14 protein-coding genes are annotated in these 17,042 nt (G+C 72.2%); 13 read left to right on the forward strand and 1 reads right to left on the reverse strand.

What is annotated here, in order from left to right; all coding sequences use genetic code 11:
• Nucleotides 1–113: 113 nt before the first annotated feature.
• The 8 genes from ssd (at nucleotide 114) to F0L68_RS13430 (ending at nucleotide 6,542) form a co-directional block, all read left to right on the forward strand.
• Nucleotides 114–1,199, forward strand: coding sequence for a septum site-determining protein Ssd (ssd, locus tag F0L68_RS13395; RefSeq protein WP_149849855.1), 1,086 nt, complete (start codon nucleotides 114–116; stop codon nucleotides 1,197–1,199).
• Nucleotides 1,196–2,377 (forward strand): TadA family conjugal transfer-associated ATPase, encoded by a 1,182-nt coding sequence (locus tag F0L68_RS13400; RefSeq protein WP_149849856.1) that lies wholly within the window; start codon nucleotides 1,196–1,198, stop codon nucleotides 2,375–2,377. Before ssd ends, F0L68_RS13400 begins: the two co-directional genes overlap by 4 nt.
• A gap of 310 nt (nucleotides 2,378–2,687) precedes the next feature.
• Nucleotides 2,688–3,500 (forward strand): type II secretion system F family protein, encoded by an 813-nt coding sequence (locus tag F0L68_RS13405; RefSeq protein ID WP_149849857.1) that lies wholly within the window; start codon nucleotides 2,688–2,690, stop codon nucleotides 3,498–3,500.
• A gap of 196 nt (nucleotides 3,501–3,696) precedes the next feature.
• Complete coding sequence (locus F0L68_RS13410) at nucleotides 3,697–4,449, forward strand: type II secretion system F family protein (protein WP_149849858.1); 753 nt, start codon at nucleotides 3,697–3,699, stop codon at nucleotides 4,447–4,449.
• Between the two features lie 51 nt (nucleotides 4,450–4,500).
• A complete protein-coding gene (locus tag F0L68_RS13415; RefSeq protein ID WP_149849859.1) occupies nucleotides 4,501–4,692 on the forward strand; it encodes a DUF4244 domain-containing protein in 192 nt (63 codons plus the stop codon).
• Between the two features lie 17 nt (nucleotides 4,693–4,709).
• Entirely contained in the window at nucleotides 4,710–5,165 is a 456-nt protein-coding gene (locus F0L68_RS13420; RefSeq protein WP_306463150.1) for a TadE family type IV pilus minor pilin, read from the forward strand.
• Complete coding sequence (locus F0L68_RS13425; RefSeq protein WP_149849860.1) at nucleotides 5,162–5,671, forward strand: Rv3654c family TadE-like protein; 510 nt, start codon at nucleotides 5,162–5,164, stop codon at nucleotides 5,669–5,671. The genes F0L68_RS13420 and F0L68_RS13425 overlap by 4 nt, the downstream gene beginning before the upstream one ends.
• A gap of 238 nt (nucleotides 5,672–5,909) precedes the next feature.
• The gene (locus F0L68_RS13430; protein ID WP_149849861.1) at nucleotides 5,910–6,542 is read left to right on the forward strand and encodes a bifunctional DNA primase/polymerase; all 633 of its coding nucleotides are present in this window, start codon (nucleotides 5,910–5,912) and stop codon (nucleotides 6,540–6,542) included.
• Nucleotides 6,543–6,620: 78 nt separating this feature from the next.
• On the opposite strand, the gene F0L68_RS13435 is transcribed toward F0L68_RS13430, so the two are convergent.
• Nucleotides 6,621–9,017 carry a DEAD/DEAH box helicase gene (locus F0L68_RS13435; RefSeq protein ID WP_149849862.1) on the reverse strand — a complete coding sequence of 799 codons (2,397 nt, stop codon included), beginning with the start codon at nucleotides 9,015–9,017 and terminating at the stop codon, nucleotides 6,621–6,623.
• Nucleotides 9,018–9,433: 416 nt separating this feature from the next.
• On the opposite strand from F0L68_RS13435, the gene F0L68_RS13440 reads away from it, so the two are divergent.
• From F0L68_RS13440 to F0L68_RS13460, 5 genes are all read left to right on the forward strand, one after another.
• Nucleotides 9,434–11,746 (forward strand): sodium-translocating pyrophosphatase, encoded by a 2,313-nt coding sequence (locus F0L68_RS13440; protein ID WP_149849863.1) that lies wholly within the window; start codon nucleotides 9,434–9,436, stop codon nucleotides 11,744–11,746.
• A 190-nt stretch (nucleotides 11,747–11,936) separates the two neighbouring features.
• Nucleotides 11,937–12,596, forward strand: a complete 660-nt coding sequence (locus tag F0L68_RS13445) for a hypothetical protein (protein WP_149849864.1) — start codon at nucleotides 11,937–11,939, stop codon at nucleotides 12,594–12,596.
• Nucleotides 12,597–12,748: 152 nt separating this feature from the next.
• A complete protein-coding gene (locus F0L68_RS13450; RefSeq protein ID WP_149849865.1) occupies nucleotides 12,749–13,330 on the forward strand; it encodes a hypothetical protein in 582 nt (193 codons plus the stop codon).
• Nucleotides 13,331–13,456: 126 nt separating this feature from the next.
• A complete protein-coding gene (gene topA, locus F0L68_RS13455; RefSeq protein ID WP_149849866.1) occupies nucleotides 13,457–16,225 on the forward strand; it encodes a type I DNA topoisomerase in 2,769 nt (922 codons plus the stop codon).
• A gap of 174 nt (nucleotides 16,226–16,399) precedes the next feature.
• A complete protein-coding gene (locus tag F0L68_RS13460) occupies nucleotides 16,400–16,990 on the forward strand; it encodes a hypothetical protein (protein WP_149849867.1) in 591 nt (196 codons plus the stop codon).
• Nucleotides 16,991–17,042: the final 52 nt, after the last annotated feature.

Raw genomic sequence — 17,042 nt, forward strand, 5'->3', positions numbered from 1 at the left:
CTGTCCACATCTTGATCACGATCAGTTGTGGCGTTACTCACCGCCAAGGACCGTTGGTCTCGATCCGCCCGGCCACCTGTCGGGCCGGGCAACGGACCGAAACGGGGAGACCAATGGACCTGCGGCGACCGATCGCGTTGATCGGGAACGACACACTGCTCGACGACCTGCTCAGGCTGGCTGCGGTCGCGGGCTGCGAGCTGGAACGGGTGCCCGACGTCGAGGCCATGCGGCAGCGCTGGGCGGCCGCGCCGCTGGTGCTGATCGACGACCTGATGGCCGAGGAATGCGCTCGAGCGACCCTGCCAAGACGCGGCCGTGTGCTCGTGGTGAGCCACGGCGAACCACCGCCGAGCGTCTGGGAGAACGCGGTCGCCATCGGGGCCGAACGCGTCATCGAACTGCCCGTGGGGGAGTCGTGGCTGGTCGGCGCGCTCGCCGACGTGCTGGACGGTCCCGCCGAGTCGGCCGGCCGGGTGCTCGCCGTGCTCGGCGGCCGGGGCGGCGCGGGAGCCTCGGTGTTCGCCACCGCCGTCGCCCAGTCCGTGCTGCGCCGCGGCGGGCGGGCGCTGCTCGTCGACTGCGACCCGCTCGGCGGCGGGCTCGACCTCACCCTCGGCGCGGAGCGGCAGTCGGGGCTGCGCTGGCCGGCGCTTCGGCTCACCGGCGGCAGGGTGGCCGCCGCCGCGCTCCGGTCCGCGCTGCCCGGCAGGCCGCGCGGGCGAGGCGGCCTGACCGTGCTGTCCTGCGACCGGGCCGGACCAGGGCCAGAGCCCCAGGCCGTCGCCGCCGTGCTCGACGCGGGCAGGCGCGGCGGCGAGACCGTGGTCTGCGACCTGCCGAGGCAGCTCACCGACGCCGCGCAGGCGGTGCTGGACCGGGCGGATCTCGCGGTCCTGGTGGTGCCGGCCGAGGTTCGGGCCTGTGCCGCGGCGAAACGGGTGGTCGAGCGGGTCGCGGGTCGCGGTGTCGCGCTGCGGCTGCTCGTCAGGGGGCCTGCCCCCGGTGGCCTCACCCCGCCGGAGGTGGCCGAGGCGGTCGGCGCGTCGCTGATCGCGGCGATGCGGCCGGAGCCGGGGCTCGCCGGGGCGTTGGAGCGCGGCAGGTTCCCCGACCGCGGCCGGGGCCCGCTCGCCTCGGCGGCGACCACCGTGCTCGCTGAGCTGTCCACCGAGTCCCGCCGTCGGGAGGCGTCGTGACCGCGCCGTTCGTCGACCAGGTGCGGCAGCGGCTCGCCGGCCAGGGCACGGAGATCACGCCGGCCGCGGTCGCCGAGGTGGTCCGCGCGCAGGCCGGCGGGGTCGTCGGCGACACGGACCTGCTCACCGCGCTGCGGGTGCTGCGACAGGAGTTCGTCGGAGCCGGCCCGCTCGAACCGCTGTTGCGGGACGAGGCGACCACCGACGTGCTGGTGACCGGCCCCGACCAGGTCTGGGTCGACACCGGCGGTGGGCTGCGGCGCAGCACGGTCTCGTTCCCCGACGAGGACGCGGTGCGCAGGCTCGCCCAGCGGCTCGCGGTGTCCGTCGGCAGGCGGCTGGACGACGCGAGACCGTTCGTGGACGGCTGGCTCGGCCACGCGGGCGCGGCGGGCCGGGTGCGGCTGCACGCGGTGCTGCCGCCGATCGCGCAGGGCGGCACCTGCATCTCGCTGCGGGTGCTGCGGCCCGCGGTGCACGACCTCGACACGCTGCGCGCGCTTGGCACGTTCGACGACGAGCTGGCCGCGGTGCTGCGAGACGTGGTCGCGGCGCGGTTGGCGCTGCTGGTCTCGGGCAGCACGGGGTCCGGCAAGACAACGCTGCTGGCCGCGCTGCTCGGCTGCGTGCCGCCGGAGGAGCGCGTGGTCTGCGTCGAGGACACCGGCGAGGTCCAGCCCGACCACCCGCAGCTGGTGCGCCTGGTGGCCAGGCCGCCCAACGTGGAGGGAGCCGGCGAGGTCACCGTGCGCGAGCTGGTGCGCCAGGCGCTGCGCATGCGCCCGGACCGCATCGTGCTCGGCGAGGTGCGCGGGGCGGAGGTGATCGAGCTGTTGGCCGCGCTGAACACCGGTCACGAGGGCGGCGCCGGCACGGTCCACGCCAACTCACCCGAGGAGGTGCCGGCCAGGCTGGAAGCCCTCGCCGCGTCCGGCGGCCTCGGCCGTTCGGCGCTGCACAGCCAACTGGCGGCGGCCGTCCACCTGGTACTGCACATGCGTCGCGACCGCGACGGCAGACGCCACCTGGCCGAGATCGGCGTCCTGGACCGACAGGGCGACCACGTCCGGGTGCGATCCGCCTGGCACCACACCACGGGCTGGCGCGAAGCCCGCCCCGCCCTCACCGCCCTGCTGACCGACCGCGCAACACCATCCCGGAACGCCGTCCGCCCCTGACGCCAGGCCTCCCAAGGCCCTGAACGCCAGGCCGTCCCGTCAGTCCCACCCGACTCATCGAAAGGTCCGCCCTCATGACCAATCTCAGCTCCGCCGCACTGGCGCCACCGCGATACACGCTCAAACGCCTGGGCCTCCGGCCAACCAGCTCCACAGCGCCGGGCATTCCAGCCGCCCTTTCTGTACTTCCCACTCCACCAACCCTTCCGTCCCATCGCGTCCCGCTCATCTCGCTCGTCCTCAGGTTCTGGCGACGACGCGACCAGCCCGGCCGCCGCAGGCCGTCCGCTCGTGCGGCGGTGAATTCGCCATGACCGGGTTCGCGCCATTGGTGTTCGCCCTGGCGATCCTCGCGCTGCCCAGCCGAGCGGCCGCTCGACGCCTGGCGATCCTGCGGCCGAACGCCCGTCGGTGGCGGGCCGGACCGTGGCCGCGCCCCGGCACGGCCGCGGTGCTGCTGACCGCGGCGGTGCTCGGCTTCGCGCTGGCCGGAGTCGGCGGCGCGATCGCCGCGACGATGCTCGCCGGCACGGTGTGGCGGCGTTCGCGAGCGTCCCGAGGTGCTCGCACTCGACTCGCGGCGACGGCCTCGATCACCGCGGCACTTGGCGGGTTCGTCGTGGAGTTGCGGGCCGGTGCGCATCCCGCGTCGGCCGCGGCAGGCGCGGCCGAGGACGCCGGGGCGCTCGCCGCCGCGGCCCTGACCGCCGTCGCCGCCACCGCCACCCTCGGCGGCGACGTCGCGCTCGCCTTGCAGGGTGTCGCGGCCGATCATCCCGCGCTGGCCGGAGCTCTCGACCAGGTGGGCGCGGCGTGGCGGTTGGCCGACCGGCACGGCGTCGCCCTCGCCGAGGTGCTCGACGCGGTGCGCCGCGACCTGGTGCAGCGAGTGCGTTTCACCAGGCAGGTGCACGCCCGTCTCGCGGGCCCGAGGGCCAGCGTCGCGGTGCTCGCCGCGCTGCCCGTGCTCGGCGTGCTGCTCGGCGAACTGTCCGGAGCCCGGCCGCTGCATCTGTTGTGCAGCACGACGATCGGCCAGACGCTCCTGGTCCTCGGCGCGCTGTTGATCTGCGCCGGCCTTGGTTGGAGCGCCAGGCTCACCAACCAGGCGGTGCCGACATGACCACAGACCCGACCGACCTCCGGCCGAGCCCGACCCGACCGGTGCGCACCGAGGCACGGATGCCTCCACCGGGCGACAACGACCCATCCGCCACTGCCCGCAACAGGAGGTGCCCAACGGCGACCCGAGCACCTGTCCGCGGCACCGACCGTCGCGTTCCCTCAGATGCTGGGCCGTGTCCCGGAGGGTGCGTGCCATGAGTCAGTCCGCGCTCGCCGCGCTGTGTCTGGCCGTGGCCGTCGGGTTGGTGCCGGGATCTCCTGTTGCGAGCGGTCGGGTCGCCTCGATCTGCGGGCAGGACGGCACGGCATCCGCCCAGGCGCGCGGCGGTGCGGGGCCGTGGCTTTCGGTGGTGGCGGCGGTTGTCGTCGCGATCGTCGCCGTGGTGCTGCTCGGTGGGGTGACCGGTGCGGTGCTGGGCACGGTGCTCGGTGCTGGCTCGTTCGCCGCGTTCCGCTGGCTCACGGCGCGGCGTCCGCAGGCTCGGTCGCGGGCGGGCCGGCGGCCGGTCGATCCGCTTGCCGTGGCGGCGCGGTGGGACCTGTTGGCCGCGTGCCTCCTGGCCGGACTGCCGGTGCCGACAGCGGTGCACGCGGTGGCCGATGGCGCGCCAGCCCCGATCGGGGGAGTGCTTCGGCACGTGGGGGAATTGCTGATGCTCGGCGCCGATCCGGTGGCGGCGTGGGCGCCCGCCCTTCGGCACGCCGAGACCGCGGCGCTGGCGAGAAGCGCACGTCGCACCGCTCGATCGGGTGCGGCGCTGGCCGGGGCGGCGGTTGACCTCGCCGCCGAGGTGCGTGCGGCGGCCATCGACCACGCGGAGGCCCGCGCTCAGCGGGCGGCGGTACTGATCGTCGGGCCGCTCGGCCTCTGCTTCCTGCCGGCCTTTCTTTGTCTCGGTGTGCTGCCTGTGGTCATCGAGTTGATCGGCGGTCTGCTGACCGCATGAATGTCCACAATGGACTTAATCGACGCCGAGAGGCGCGTGAAAGGAACAGTCATGATGCACGGTTTTCGAGTTCGGCTCGCCGGATTGGTTCGCGCCGACGAGGGAATGGCGACCGTCGAGTACGCGATCGGCATGATCGCCGCTGCGGGTCTGGCTCTGCTATTGGTCATGGTGCTGCGCGGTGACGCGGTCGCCTCGGCGCTGGCCGGGATGGTGCAGCGAGCACTGTCGCTGCCGACGTGATGGTTGGCGTCGATGCGATGGCCACTGCCGACGCGATGGCCAGCGCGGGCGCGATGGGAAGCTTCGATCCGACGGACGGTGTCGATCCGCCGGACGGTGAGAGGGGCGGCGACCGGGGTGCGGTCACGGTCGAGGCTGCGGTGGCGCTGGGTGCGTTGGCCTTCGCGCTGGTGCTCGGCCTGCTCGGGCTCCAGGCGATTCTCGGCGAGTTGCGCTGCACCGACGCCGCGCGGGAGGCCGCGCGGCTCGTCGCCAGGGGCGAGCAGTCCCGGGCTGCGGCGGCCGTCGCGCAGATCGGGCCGAAGGGCGCCGAGCTGACCGTGGCGACGGACGGCGACACGGTGCGGGCGGAAGTTCGGGCGGAGCCGGTCGGTGGGTTGTTGCCGGGAGTCCACCTGCGGGCGGAGGCGTACGCGGTGATCGAGCCTGCCGCAGCGGAGCCCGCCGTGGCGAAGGAGGGAGGTGGCGGATGAGGCGGGCGAAGGGCGTTCCCGGTGGTCGTGGGCCGGTGGTGCGCAAGGAGAACGACGGCGATCGTGGTCCGGTGGTGCGAAAGGAGAGTGGCAGCGGTCGCGGTCCTGTGGTGCGCAGGGAGAACGGCAGTGGTCGCGGGCCGGTGGCGCGCAGGGAGAACGGCGGCGATCGTGGTTCGGCCAGTGTCTGGGCGGTGGGGATACTCGCCGTGTTGATCATGTTCGTCACGGTCGGGGCGGACCTCGGCGCGGTTGCCATCACCCGGCATCGGGCGGCCGGTGCGGCGGATCTGGCCGCGCTCGCCGCGGCGGCGCAGCTTCCCGTCGGCGAGCCGTCGGCATGCGAGCGGGCCCGGTGGGTGGTCGAGCGGATGCGGGCGGAAATGCACAGTTGCACAGTTCAGGGCTGGGATGTGTCCGTGGAGGTCACCGCTCGACCTCCTGGGGTGCTTGCGATGTTCGGTGCGACAAACGCGAAGGCCCGTGCAGGTCCGGCTGAAGTCTGACGGGGGCAAAACGCGACGAACGGTCGTATACCAACGGTGAGCGGGCTCACTAGGGGTTCACCTGCTGTTAATGACCAGGCCGACACCCGGGCGGTGATTAAGCCGCCCAATGGTGCCGCCATCGTTCGCCGTGCCGTAGCGACCAGTTGTCGACTGGGAGTTACCCCACCCGGCCCCCGTGCCGTTAGGTCTAGGTGAGGGCACGACGCAGTGCCTCAAGCGCAAGGAGGCGACACAGATGGACTGGTCGGATAGTTGGCGCGGGGCCTTCCGCATTGAGCTACGGGCGGAGGCTGTCGGCCTCGCGTGGCGCGGATGGCCAGTGCTGCCAGGCACCTATCCGACCAGCGAGGGCTGGGCCGGGCGCAACGGAGTCGAGCAGGACGGCCCCGTTCCCGTGCACCGCGACTGGCAGGAACGCATTGGCACCAAGCCGGAACAGGTGGCCGCCTGGTGGACCGGCCGCTCCTACAGCCTCCTGGTCGCCACCGGCCTGGTCGTCGACGCCATCGAGGTGAGCGCCGATCTCGGTCGCCGGGTCGCCGGTGCGCTGCGGGCAATCGGGATCCCGGTGCCGATCGCCGCGACTCCGGACGGTCGCTGGATGTTCCTGATCGCGTCGGGACGGCGGCTGCGTCCCGAGCTGGCCGAGCGCGAGGACATCCGGCACTACGGCATCGGCGACTGGATCCCGCTGCCGCCGACGCCAGCGACGCACGGTGTCGTGCACTGGCGGGTCAAGCCGCAGATCTGCGACTTCGACCTGCCGGACGCGAGCATCGTGCAGGACGCGATCGCCGAGGCGATCCTCCAACCGGTGGACGCCGTCGAGCTGGTTGGCGCGGCTGCGGGCCTCGACTTCGCTTACTGAGCACCAGAAACGGCGGTCTCCGGTCGCGCCGTCACGCATTTCCGATCACCCGGTCACACCGTTCACACAGTCACGCAGTCACACGGTTGGGCGGCCGGCTTGTATCGCCTGACCCTCGAGCTGGTCGTGCTGGACGCCGTATCCGCCGACAACCCCGAGCACGGCGTCCAGCACGGCCAACCCACCCGCCTTGTCCAGCGGTTCGTTGCCATTCCCGCACTTTGGTGACTGAACACAGGACGGGCACCCAGCCGGGCACGCGCAAGAGGCGATCGCCTCCCTTGTCGCGGCCAACCACGGGACCAACGCGGCGAAGCCGCGATCGGCGAAACCGGCTCCCCCGGGATGACCGTCGTGCACGAACACCGTCGCCTCCCCGGTGTCCGCGTGCAGAGCGGTCGACACTCCGCCGATGTCCCACCGGTCACAGGTCGCGAACAGTGGTAGCAGGCCGATCGCCGCGTGTTCGGCGGCGTGTAGTGCGCCGGGGACGCGCGCCGGATCCAGACCGGCGCCCCCCGGCGCACTGCCGCGCAACAGCTCCTCGCTCACCGTGTACCACACCGCCCTGGTGCGCAGCGTCTGCGCGGGCAGGTCGAGCGGCACCTGGTCGAGCACCGCGCCGGACGGCAGCCGCCGCAGGTAGCCGACGACCTGCGAGGTCACCTCGACCTCGCCGAGGCACACGGTCACGCCGCCCTCGTGCCGCTCCTCCCGCACGGTCCGCACCACCGAGATGTCCACGACGTCCCGTGGCGAGGTGGTCCAGTCCGGGTTCTCCGCGTGCACCATGGCGAGGCCGTCGTCCAGGTCGAGCGCGTCGACGACGTAGGACTCGCCCTGGTGCAGGTACACCGCCCCGGAGTGCACCTGCCAGCCAGCCGAGCCGTGGTCCACCGTGCCGAGCATCCGGCCGGAGTCCGCCTCGACCACGACGACCTGGTCGCCGCCGGAACCCCGGATGTCCACGTCGCCGTGCGGGCGCTGGTGCGAGGTCCAGTACCAGCCGGTCTGCCGCCGCCGCAGCACCCGGTCGGCGACCAACTGGTCGACCACCGCGCGGGCGGCGTCGCCGCCGAAGGTTTCCAGGCAGTCCGGGGTGAGCGGCAGTTCGGCCGCCGCGCAGGCGAGTTGCGGCGCCAACACGTAGGGGTTGGCCGGGTCGAGCACGGTCGCCTCGACCGGCCGGTCCAGCACGGCGGCCGGGTTGTGCACGAGATAGGTGTCCAGCGGATCGTCCCTGGCCACGAACACGACCAGGGCGCTGTCGCCGGCCCGTCCCGCCCGCCCGGCCTGTTGCCAGAACGACGCCAGCGTGCCGGGATAGCCCGCCACCACCACCGCGTCGAGGCCGGCGATGTCCACGCCGAGTTCGAGGGCGTTGGTGGTGGCCACGCCGAGCAGCTCGCCGCTGGCGAGCGATCGCTCAAGGGCGCGCCGCTCCTCCGGCAGGAATCCCGCCCGGTACGCGGCCACCCGGTTCGCCAGCAAACCGTCCACTTCGGACAGAATGCGGCGCGCGCCGAGCGCGGTCAGTTCCGCGCCCCGCCGCGAGCGCACGAACGCGAGCGTCCTGGCGCCCTCGATCACCAGGTCGGCCAGGATCCGCGCGGTCTCCGAGCCCGCCGACCGCCGGACCGGCGCGCCGTGTTCGCCGGACAGCTCGGCCCGCAGCGGGGGTTCCCACAGCGCGACGGTCCGCGCGCCGCGCGGCGAGGCGTCCTCGGTCACCGCGACGCAGTCGACGCCGACGAGCCGGCTCGCGGACGCGGCCGGGTCGGCCACGGTCGCCGAGGCGAGCACGAACACCGGGTCGGCGCCGTAGCGCTGGGCGATCCGCCGCAGCCTGCGCAGCAGCAGCGCGACGTGCGAGCCGAACACGCCCCGGTAGGTGTGGCACTCGTCGACCACCACGTACGTCAGCCGCCGGAAGAACGTCGACCACCGCGCGTGCGCCGGCAGCACACCCCGGTGCAGCATGTCCGGATTGCTGAACACCCAGCGCCCGTGCGTGCGCACCCAGTCCCGTTCGGCGGTCGGGGTGTCGCCGTCGAACGCCGCCGCCCGCACGCCGGGCAGGTCGAGCGCGCGCACCGATCGCAGCTGGTCGGCGCCGAGTGCCTTGGTGGGGGCCAGATACAACGCGGTGGCCTTGGGGTCGGCGGTCAGCGCGCTGAGCACCGGCAGCTGGTAGGCGAGCGACTTGCCCGAGGCCGTGCCGGTCGCGAGCACCACGTGCCGGCCGGACCTGGCCAGCGACGCGGCCTCCACCTGATGCGTCCACGGCCGGGGCACTCCGGTCGCGCGCAGCGCGGCGACCACGTCCTCGGGCACCCAGTCCGGCCAGCCGCCGAACCTGGCCGTCCGCTCGGGAAGTTCGCTCACGTGCGTCAACGGGGACTCGCCGCTCGGCACCCCGGCCAGCACCCGGGCCAACAGCCGGTTGCCCTCGCCGGTTTCCTGCTGCGCGCCCACGACAGGCAGCTTGACACAGGTGTGCGCAGCGGAGTCGCCGCCACCGATCCGAGAGACCGAACCGCCACACGTGTTCTGTGACACAGAGTGGTGAAGATCATGTCGTTTTGGCCCCGAAGGGCCGAAGTGCGCTGGGCCACCTCGATGATCCGCTGCCGCCGGTAGGTCGATGGCGACCCTGGGTGTCCGGACCCGATCCACTCGAATGTCCTAATCCGCGCCGGCTTGATCGATCCCGAACGACAGATCAAACATAACGGTGTGTACACGTATCGGGACGGGGCTCTGCATCGAAGTCCTTTACCAATAGACTCCCGCCGCATCGCACCCGGCATGGGGTGCTGACGTCGCGTCGGGGCTGACGGATGTTCGCCGGCTCCTGGCGCTGAGACAGGCAAAACTCACCAGGAGGACGGATGTCCCGGCAGTTCCTCGCGGATGGCCTTGAGCTTTCCGGGGGTGATCGCGGCGTTGTCGCCGTTGTCGCCGTGGTCGCCCTCGCTGCCCTCGCCGTCGGGTACGTGCTGCTCAAGGAGGTCCTGGCCGCCGGCCAGGGCACTTCGAAGATGCAGGACATCGCCAAGGCGGTTCAGGAGGGCGCAGCGGCCTACCTCAACCGGCAGTTCCGCACGCTCGGCGTGTTCGTCGTGATCGTGTTCGTGCTGCTGTTCCTGCTGCCAGCCGACGACACCGGCGAGCGGATCGGTCGATCGCTGTTCTTCATCGTCGGCGCGCTGTTCTCGGCGAGCATCGGCTACCTCGGCATGTGGTTGTCGACCCGCGCGAACGTGCGCGTCGCCGCCGCGGCCAACGAGGAGGGTGGCCGCGAGAAGGCCACCAGGATCGCGTTCCGCACCGGCGGTGTCGTCGGCATGATCACCGTCGGCCTCGGGCTGTTCGGCGCGTCGCTGGTCGTGCTCGTCTACGCGGGCCAGGCGCCCAAGGTGCTGGAGGGCTTCGGTTTCGGCGCGGCCCTGCTCGCCATGTTCATGCGCGTCGGCGGCGGCATCTTCACCAAGGCCGCCGACGTCGGCGCGGACCTGGTCGGCAAGGTCGAGCAGGGCATCCCCGAGGATGACCCGCGCAACGCCGCGACGATCGCCGACAACGTGGGCGACAACGTGGGCGACTGCGCCGGCATGGCGGCCGACCTGTTCGAGTCCTACGCCGTCACGCTGGTCGCCTCGCTGATCCTTGGCACCGTCGCGTTCGGCGCGCAGGGCCTGATGTTCCCGCTGATCGTGCCCGCCATCGGCGTGCTCACGGCCGTGATCGGCGTGTACATCACCAACGCCCGCACCGGCGAGAACGGCCTTTCCGCGATCAAGCGGTCGTTCTACATCTCCGCGATCATCTCGGCGGTGCTGTGCACGGTGGCGGCCTTCGCGTTCCTGCCGAGCTCCTTCGCCGGGCTGGACGGGGTGTCCGACAAGATCAAGCAGACCGCCGGCAACCCTGTGCTGATCGCGTCCGTCGCGGTGATCATCGGCATCGCGCTCGCCGGCATCATCCTGTGGCTGACCGGCTACTTCACCGGCACCGAGTACAAGCCGGTCAAGGAGGTCGGCCAGACCTCGCTGACCGGTGCTGCCACGGTGATCCTCGCCGGCATCTCGATCGGCTTCGAGTCGGCGGTGTACACCGCGCTGGTGATCGGCGCGGCCGTGTACGGCGCGTTCCTGCTGTCCGGCTCGGTGATCGTCTCGCTGTTCGCGATCGCCCTTGCCGGTTGTGGCCTGCTGACCACGGTCGGCGTGATCGTCGCCATGGACACCTTCGGGCCGGTCAGCGACAACGCCCAGGGCATCGCGGAGATGTCCGGCGACGTCGAGGGCCCCGCCGCGCAGATCCTCACGGAGCTGGACGCGGTCGGCAACACCACCAAGGCCATCACCAAGGGCATCGCGATCGCCACGGCGGTGCTCGCGGCGACCGCGCTGTTCGGCTCCTACAGCGACGCGATCAGCCAGGCGCTGGCCAAGGCGTCCGACGCGACCGGCGCGGCCGCCTCGACCGCGTTCTCGTTCATCGTGTTCAGCCCGAACGTGTTGGTGGGCATCACGATCGGCGCGGCCGTGGTGTTCATGTTCTCGGGTCTCGCCGTCAACGCGGTGACCCGCGCGGCCGGCGCGATCGTGTTCGAGGTGCGTCGCCAGTTCCGCGACAACCCCGGGATCATGGACGGCTCGGTCAAGCCGGAGTACGGCAGGGTCGTGGACATCTGCACCAAGGACTCGCTGCGTGAGCTGGCGACGCCGGGTCTGCTCGCGGTGCTCGCCCCGATCGCGGTCGGCTTCGGCCTCGGCGTCGGCCCGCTGGCCGGCTACCTGGCGGGCGCGATCGCGACCGGCACGCTGATGGCGATCTTCCTGGCCAACTCCGGTGGCGCCTGGGACAACGCCAAGAAGCTCGTCGAGGACGGCAACCACGGCGGCAAGGGCTCCGACGCCCACGCCGCCACGGTCATCGGCGACACCGTCGGCGACCCGTTCAAGGACACCGCTGGCCCGGCCATCAACCCGCTGATCAAGGTGATGAACCTGGTCTCCGTGCTGATCGCCCCGGCCATCGTGTCCTTCTCGGTCGGCGCGAACCCACAGACCGGCATCCGGCTGACGATCGCGGGCGTCGCCGCCCTGATCATCATCGCCGCCGTGGTGGTGTCCAAGCGCCGAGGCACGGCCATCGCGGAGGCCCCTGCGGAGACCGTGAGCAACGGCGTCGGCTGAGGCGTTTCCCGCAAGAACGACGCGGCCCGTCAAGGCAGTTCGCCTTGGCGGGCCGCGCCGTCTCGCCCGCCGGGCCGACCCGTTCGCCCGATCGGGGAGGCGACCCGGCCTGGCGCATACTCGGCGGGTCTGTCGCGTGGGGGACGGCCGGCACACCCCTCGTCGCGTGATCGAGCTGTCGGGAGTTCTCATGGGCCGTCGCCGTATCGCCATAGCCGTTCTCGCCGCCGGCCTGGCCGTCGGCCTCGCCGGCTGCGGGGCTCGGGCGGTGTCCGGCACCGCGTCCGTCGCCGGTGCGGGATCGAGCGCGGGCACCGTGGCCGGCACGGGCAGCGCGGCCGCCACCTCGCCGTCGGCCCCGCCGGGGGTCAACGCGGCCGCGGTCGCGTGGGCGGACAAGTTCTGCGGCACGGTGCTGTCGCTGACCGACATCGCCAAGGTGCCGTTCACCCCGGACATGACCACCCCGCAGACCGCGAAGGCCAGCCTTACCGACTTCCTGACCAAGGCGTCAGCGCTGTTCGGCACGGCCGTCGACGGCCTGCACAACCTCGGCGCCGCGCCGACGCCGACCGGGGCCGAGCTGGCCACGAAGATGGCCGCCGCGCTCGGCGACGTGAAGAAGTCCTTCGACGACGGCCTCGCGAGCCTCCAGCAGGCCGACCCGAACGACCCGTCGGGCTTCCAGCGGGCGTTCCAGGCGGCCGGCGAGAGCCTCGGCAAGATCGGCTCGATGAAGAACCCGACCGAGGGCATCACCGGCGACCCGACGCTCGAACAGGCCGCGGCCGCGGCGCCCAACTGCCAGAAGGTGCGCGGGCTGGACACCAGTGCCGCCCCGACGAGCTGACTGCCGGCCAGACGAGCTGACTGCCGGCCCGACACGCCGGCCTCCGGCGACGACGCGGCCGGCGTCGTTGACACGATCGGGGTGATCTCGATCCGGACCTTGATTCGCCTCGGCCACTGACACGATCGAACATGTGTTCTACGCTGGTCGCCGTGGGACAGCTGTCCTTCTTCTCGGCCGAGGCACGCCAGCCCGACGTCGGCGACCTGGCCGGGCTGCTCTGCGGCCCCGGCCAGGCGGTGAGCTTTGCCAGGGGAACGGCGGCCAGGGTCTCGGTCGTGCTGGACGAGCCGTGGCGGGCCGGGGCCCTCATGTCGGCGTGCGCCGAGCGGGGCGTGCTGGCCCAGCTGGGCGCCAGCGAGGAGGGGCACGCACTGGTTCGCACCGCGTTCCGCACGGACCTGACCACCCTGGCGGCCCAGTGGCTGCGCGGGGCGGTCAAGTCGGTGCCGGCCGGGTTCGAGCCGCACGGCGCCGAGCTGCGGCTGTGGGCCCTGACGTCGGGTCGCTGGAGCGAGGGCAGCTACCTGCTCGGGCTCGATCCGGACGCCCCGGACACGCACGAGCCGCTGCGGGAGGCCTTGGCGTGCTGCTGTCTGCCGGCTACCGTGCTCGCCCCGAGGGGTGGTGAACCGGCACTGCGAGTGACCGGTCGGCGTCGGCTGGCCCGGCTCGCGGAGCTGGTCGGCAGGCCGCCACGGGGGGTCGTCCAGCAGATGTGGCCGGCTGCCTAGGCCATCCTCCCACCGGGTGACGTGGGACGCCTATGTCACGCTGTTTCGTAACAGGGGTAGCTGGCCGACCCCGCGAACAGTGCACACTGTCGGGTCGGGACACAGGTTGAAAGAGAGCGGGACAGCGTGGCTGGGACGGCACGGACGAAGAAGAGCGGCGGAGGGGACGGCGATTCCGCCAGTCGCCGGCTGGTGATCGTGGAGTCGCCGACCAAGGCGAAAAAGATCGCCTCCTACCTCGGCAGCAACTTCGTCGTGGAGTCATCCCGGGGGCACATCCGGGACCTGCCGCGCGGGGCGGCCGACGTCCCGGCCAAGTACAAGGGCCAGGCGTGGGCGCGGCTCGGCGTCGACGTCGACCACGACTTCGAACCCCTCTACGTGGTCACCCCGGACAAGAAGGCCACCGTCAGCGAGCTCAAGGAGGCGTTGCGAGACGTCGACGAGCTCTACCTCGCGACGGACGGTGACCGCGAGGGCGAGGCGATCGCCTGGCACCTGATGGAGACCCTCAAGCCCAAGGTCCCGGTCCGCAGGATGGTCTTCCACGAGATCACCGAGCCCGCGATCCTCGCCGCCGCCGCCAACCCCCGCGACCTGGACCAGGACCTGGTCGACGCCCAGGAGACCCGCCGCATCCTCGACCGGCTCTACGGCTACGAGGTCAGCCCGGTCCTGTGGAAGAAGGTCATGCCGAAGCTCTCGGCGGGCCGGGTGCAGTCCGTGGCGACCAGGATCGTGGTGGAGCGCGAGCGCGAGCGGATGCGCTTCGTCGCCGCCTCCTACTGGGACATCTCCGCGGTGCTCGACGCCGGCGCGGACGCCACCCCGAGGACCTTCGGGGCGCGGCTGGTGTCGGTGGACAGCGCCCGCCTTGCCACTGGCCGCGACTTCGGTCCGGACGGCCAGCTGAAGCCGGGCTCCGAGGTGCGCAGGCTGGACGAGGCCGAGGCGCGCCGGCTCGCCGAGGCGTTGGCCGGCGCGAAGCTCGCCGTGGCCAGCGCCGAGGAGAAGCCCTACAGCCGCAAGCCGTACGCGCCGTTCATGACCTCGACGCTGCAACAGGAGGCGGGCCGCAAGCTGCGCTTCTCGGCGGACCGCACCATGCGCACCGCGCAGCGGCTGTACGAGAACGGCTACATCACCTACATGCGTACCGACTCCACGACGTTGTCGGAGACGGCGATCTCGGCGGCCAGGTCGCAGGCCACCGAGCTGTACGGCGCGCAGTACGTCTCGGACAAGCCGAGGCAGTACAACCGGAAGGTGAAGAACGCCCAGGAGGCGCACGAGGCGATCCGCCCGGCCGGCGAGGTGTTCCGCACCCCCGGCCAGGTCGCGCCCGAGCTGGACGCCGACGGGTTCAAGCTCTACGAGCTGATCTGGCAGCGCACCATCGCCTCGCAGATGACCGACGCGAGGGGCACCACGCTCAGCGTCCGGATCGCCGGCACCGCGACCAGCGGCGAGGAGTGCGTGTTCGCCGCGTCCGGCCGCACGATCACCTTCGCCGGCTTCCTCAAGGCCTACGTCGAGACGGTCGACTCGGAGGCGGGCGGCGAGGCGGACGACGCGGAGTCGCGGCTGCCGCAGCTGGTCAAGGGCCAGGGGCTCACGGCGAACGAGCTGTCGCCGGACGGCCACTCCACCAGCGCGCCGCCCCGCTACACCGAGGCGAGCCTGATCAAGACGCTGGAGGAGCTGGGCATCGGCCGCCCGTCCACCTACTCGTCGATCATCAGCACCGTCCAGGACCGCGGCTACGTGTGGAAGAAGGGCTCCGCGCTGGTGCCCTCGTGGGTGGCCTTCGCGGTGGTCGGCCTGCTCGAAAACCACTTCGGCCGGTTGGTGGACTACGACTTCACCGCCGCGCTCGAGGACGAGCTGGACGGCATCGCGGCCGGCCGGCAGCAGCGCACGATCTGGCTGTCCGGCTTCTACTTCGGCGGCAGTGTCGGCCCGGAGAGCTCGGTCGGCCGGTCCGGCGGGCTGAAGAAGCTGGTCGGCTCCAGCGTCGAGGAGATCGACGCCCGCGAGGTGAACTCGATCCCGCTGTTCACCGACTCCGAGGGCCGCACGGTTGTGGTGCGGGTCGGGCGCTACGGGCCGTACCTGGAGCGCGAGGTCGAGGGCGAGGACGGCGAGCAGACCGCGCAGCGCGCGAACCTGCCCGACGAGGTGCCGCCGGACGAGCTGACCCCGGAGATCGCGGAGAAGCTGTTCGCGACCCCGCAGGAGGGCCGCACGCTCGGCACCGACCCGGTGACCGGGCACCAGATCGTGGCCAAGGAGGGCCGCTTCGGGCCGTATGTGACGGAGCTGCTGCCCGAGGCCGATGGGGAGAAGGCGGAGAAGGCCAAGAAGGCCGTCAAGCCCCGCACCGGCTCGCTGTTCAAGGGCATGTCGCTGGACACCGTCACGCTCGACGACGCGCTCAAGCTGCTGTCGCTGCCGAGGGTGGTCGGCAACGACCCGACCAGCGGCGACGAGATCACCGCGCAGAACGGCCGCTACGGGCCGTACCTGAAGAAGGGCACGGACTCGCGTTCGCTCGTCTCGGAGGACCAGCTGTTCACGGTCACCCTGGACGAGGCGCTGAAGATCTACGCGGAGCCCAAGAAGCGCGGTCGCGCGGCGACGGCCGCCCCGCCGCTGCGCGAGATGGGCAACGACCCGGTGTCGGGCAAGCCGATGGTGGTCAAAGACGGCCGGTTCGGGCCGTACGTGACCGACGGGGAGACCAACGGCTCGCTGCGCAAGAGCGACAGCGTCGAGACGCTGACCGACGAGCGGGCGGCCGAGCTGTTGGCCGAGAAGCGGGCGAAGGGGCCGGCGCCGAAGAAGAAGCCGGCTCCCCGCAAGAAGGCCCCGGCCAAGGCGAAGGCGAAGAGCTGACGCTGGCTCGATGACCGATGCGGGGCCGCGCAAGAAAGTGCGGGCCCCGCATCGATCACCGCGGCGCCGCGGTCGTTGTTGCGACGTTGCAGTGTTCATCGCGGCGCGGGGGTAGGTGCCGGGTCGGCCTGGGCGCATGATGGGGTCACGACGCTGGTGAAGCGGGGTGGCCCGATGGCAGACGACAGGCTGTTCGGTCCGGACGGCACCCAGGGGCTGCCGCCGCTGGCGGTGTTCCCCGACCCGACGGCCGGCATGCTCACCTCGGTCGACCAAGCCGAGGAGCACTACCTCGGGTCCGCGTTGGCCGGGCCGCTCGGCGCGCCCGTCACGGCCCAGCCTGGCCCGCTCCCGTCGGGGATCCGCCCGCCCCAGCGATCGCCCGCCCGGCGGGCCGCGACCCGTCGGCCGACCGCCCGGTCCGCGCCGGCCGCGCCCCATCCGCCGTACGCGCCCGCCGAGGTCGCGCCGGCCAGGGAATGGGGCTTGTCCCAGCGTTCGGTGTCGCAGTCGCCCGCCGCGTTCGCGCAGTCCCACCAGTCGCCCGCGATGCAGGGGCCGACGGCGCGGGCGCCGAAGGCCGCCGCGCAGGCGACGGAATGGCCGGTGTCGCAGTCGCCGTCGGCCTTCGCGCAGGCCGTAACGCCGGGTCGCCGCCGGTCCTCCGGCCTGCCCGGCTGCCTGATCGCGCTGATCGTGCTCGGGCTCGCGCTGTTCGGCCCGATCCGGCAGCTGATCGAATGGGTGATCCACCAGATCCGCTGAACGTGAGCTGAGTCACTCACGGCCAGGAGTATCGGTCGAAGTGTGCCGATTT

The sequence above is a fragment of the Solihabitans fulvus genome (genome assembly GCF_008386585.1).
Taxonomy (GTDB): Bacteria; Actinomycetota; Actinomycetes; order Mycobacteriales; family Pseudonocardiaceae; genus Solihabitans; species Solihabitans fulvus.

Bases quoted from the DNA above. Each gene is read 5' to 3' on its own strand.
- F0L68_RS13460 (WP_149849867.1), top strand. From the start codon at position 16,400: ATGGCAGACGACAGGCTGTTCGGTCCGGACGGCACCCAGGGGCTGCCG.
- ssd (WP_149849855.1), top strand. From the start codon at position 114: ATGGACCTGCGGCGACCGATCGCGTTGATCGGGAACGACACACTGCTC.
- F0L68_RS13405 (WP_149849857.1), top strand. From the start codon at position 2,688: ATGACCGGGTTCGCGCCATTGGTGTTCGCCCTGGCGATCCTCGCGCTG.
- F0L68_RS13420 (WP_306463150.1), top strand. From the start codon at position 4,710: ATGGCCACTGCCGACGCGATGGCCAGCGCGGGCGCGATGGGAAGCTTC.
- F0L68_RS13415 (WP_149849859.1), top strand. From the start codon at position 4,501: ATGATGCACGGTTTTCGAGTTCGGCTCGCCGGATTGGTTCGCGCCGAC.
- F0L68_RS13430 (WP_149849861.1), top strand. From the start codon at position 5,910: ATGGACTGGTCGGATAGTTGGCGCGGGGCCTTCCGCATTGAGCTACGG.
- F0L68_RS13410 (WP_149849858.1), top strand. From the start codon at position 3,697: ATGAGTCAGTCCGCGCTCGCCGCGCTGTGTCTGGCCGTGGCCGTCGGG.
- F0L68_RS13425 (WP_149849860.1), top strand. From the start codon at position 5,162: ATGAGGCGGGCGAAGGGCGTTCCCGGTGGTCGTGGGCCGGTGGTGCGC.
- F0L68_RS13440 (WP_149849863.1), top strand. From the start codon at position 9,434: ATGTCCCGGCAGTTCCTCGCGGATGGCCTTGAGCTTTCCGGGGGTGAT.
- F0L68_RS13445 (WP_149849864.1), top strand. From the start codon at position 11,937: ATGGGCCGTCGCCGTATCGCCATAGCCGTTCTCGCCGCCGGCCTGGCC.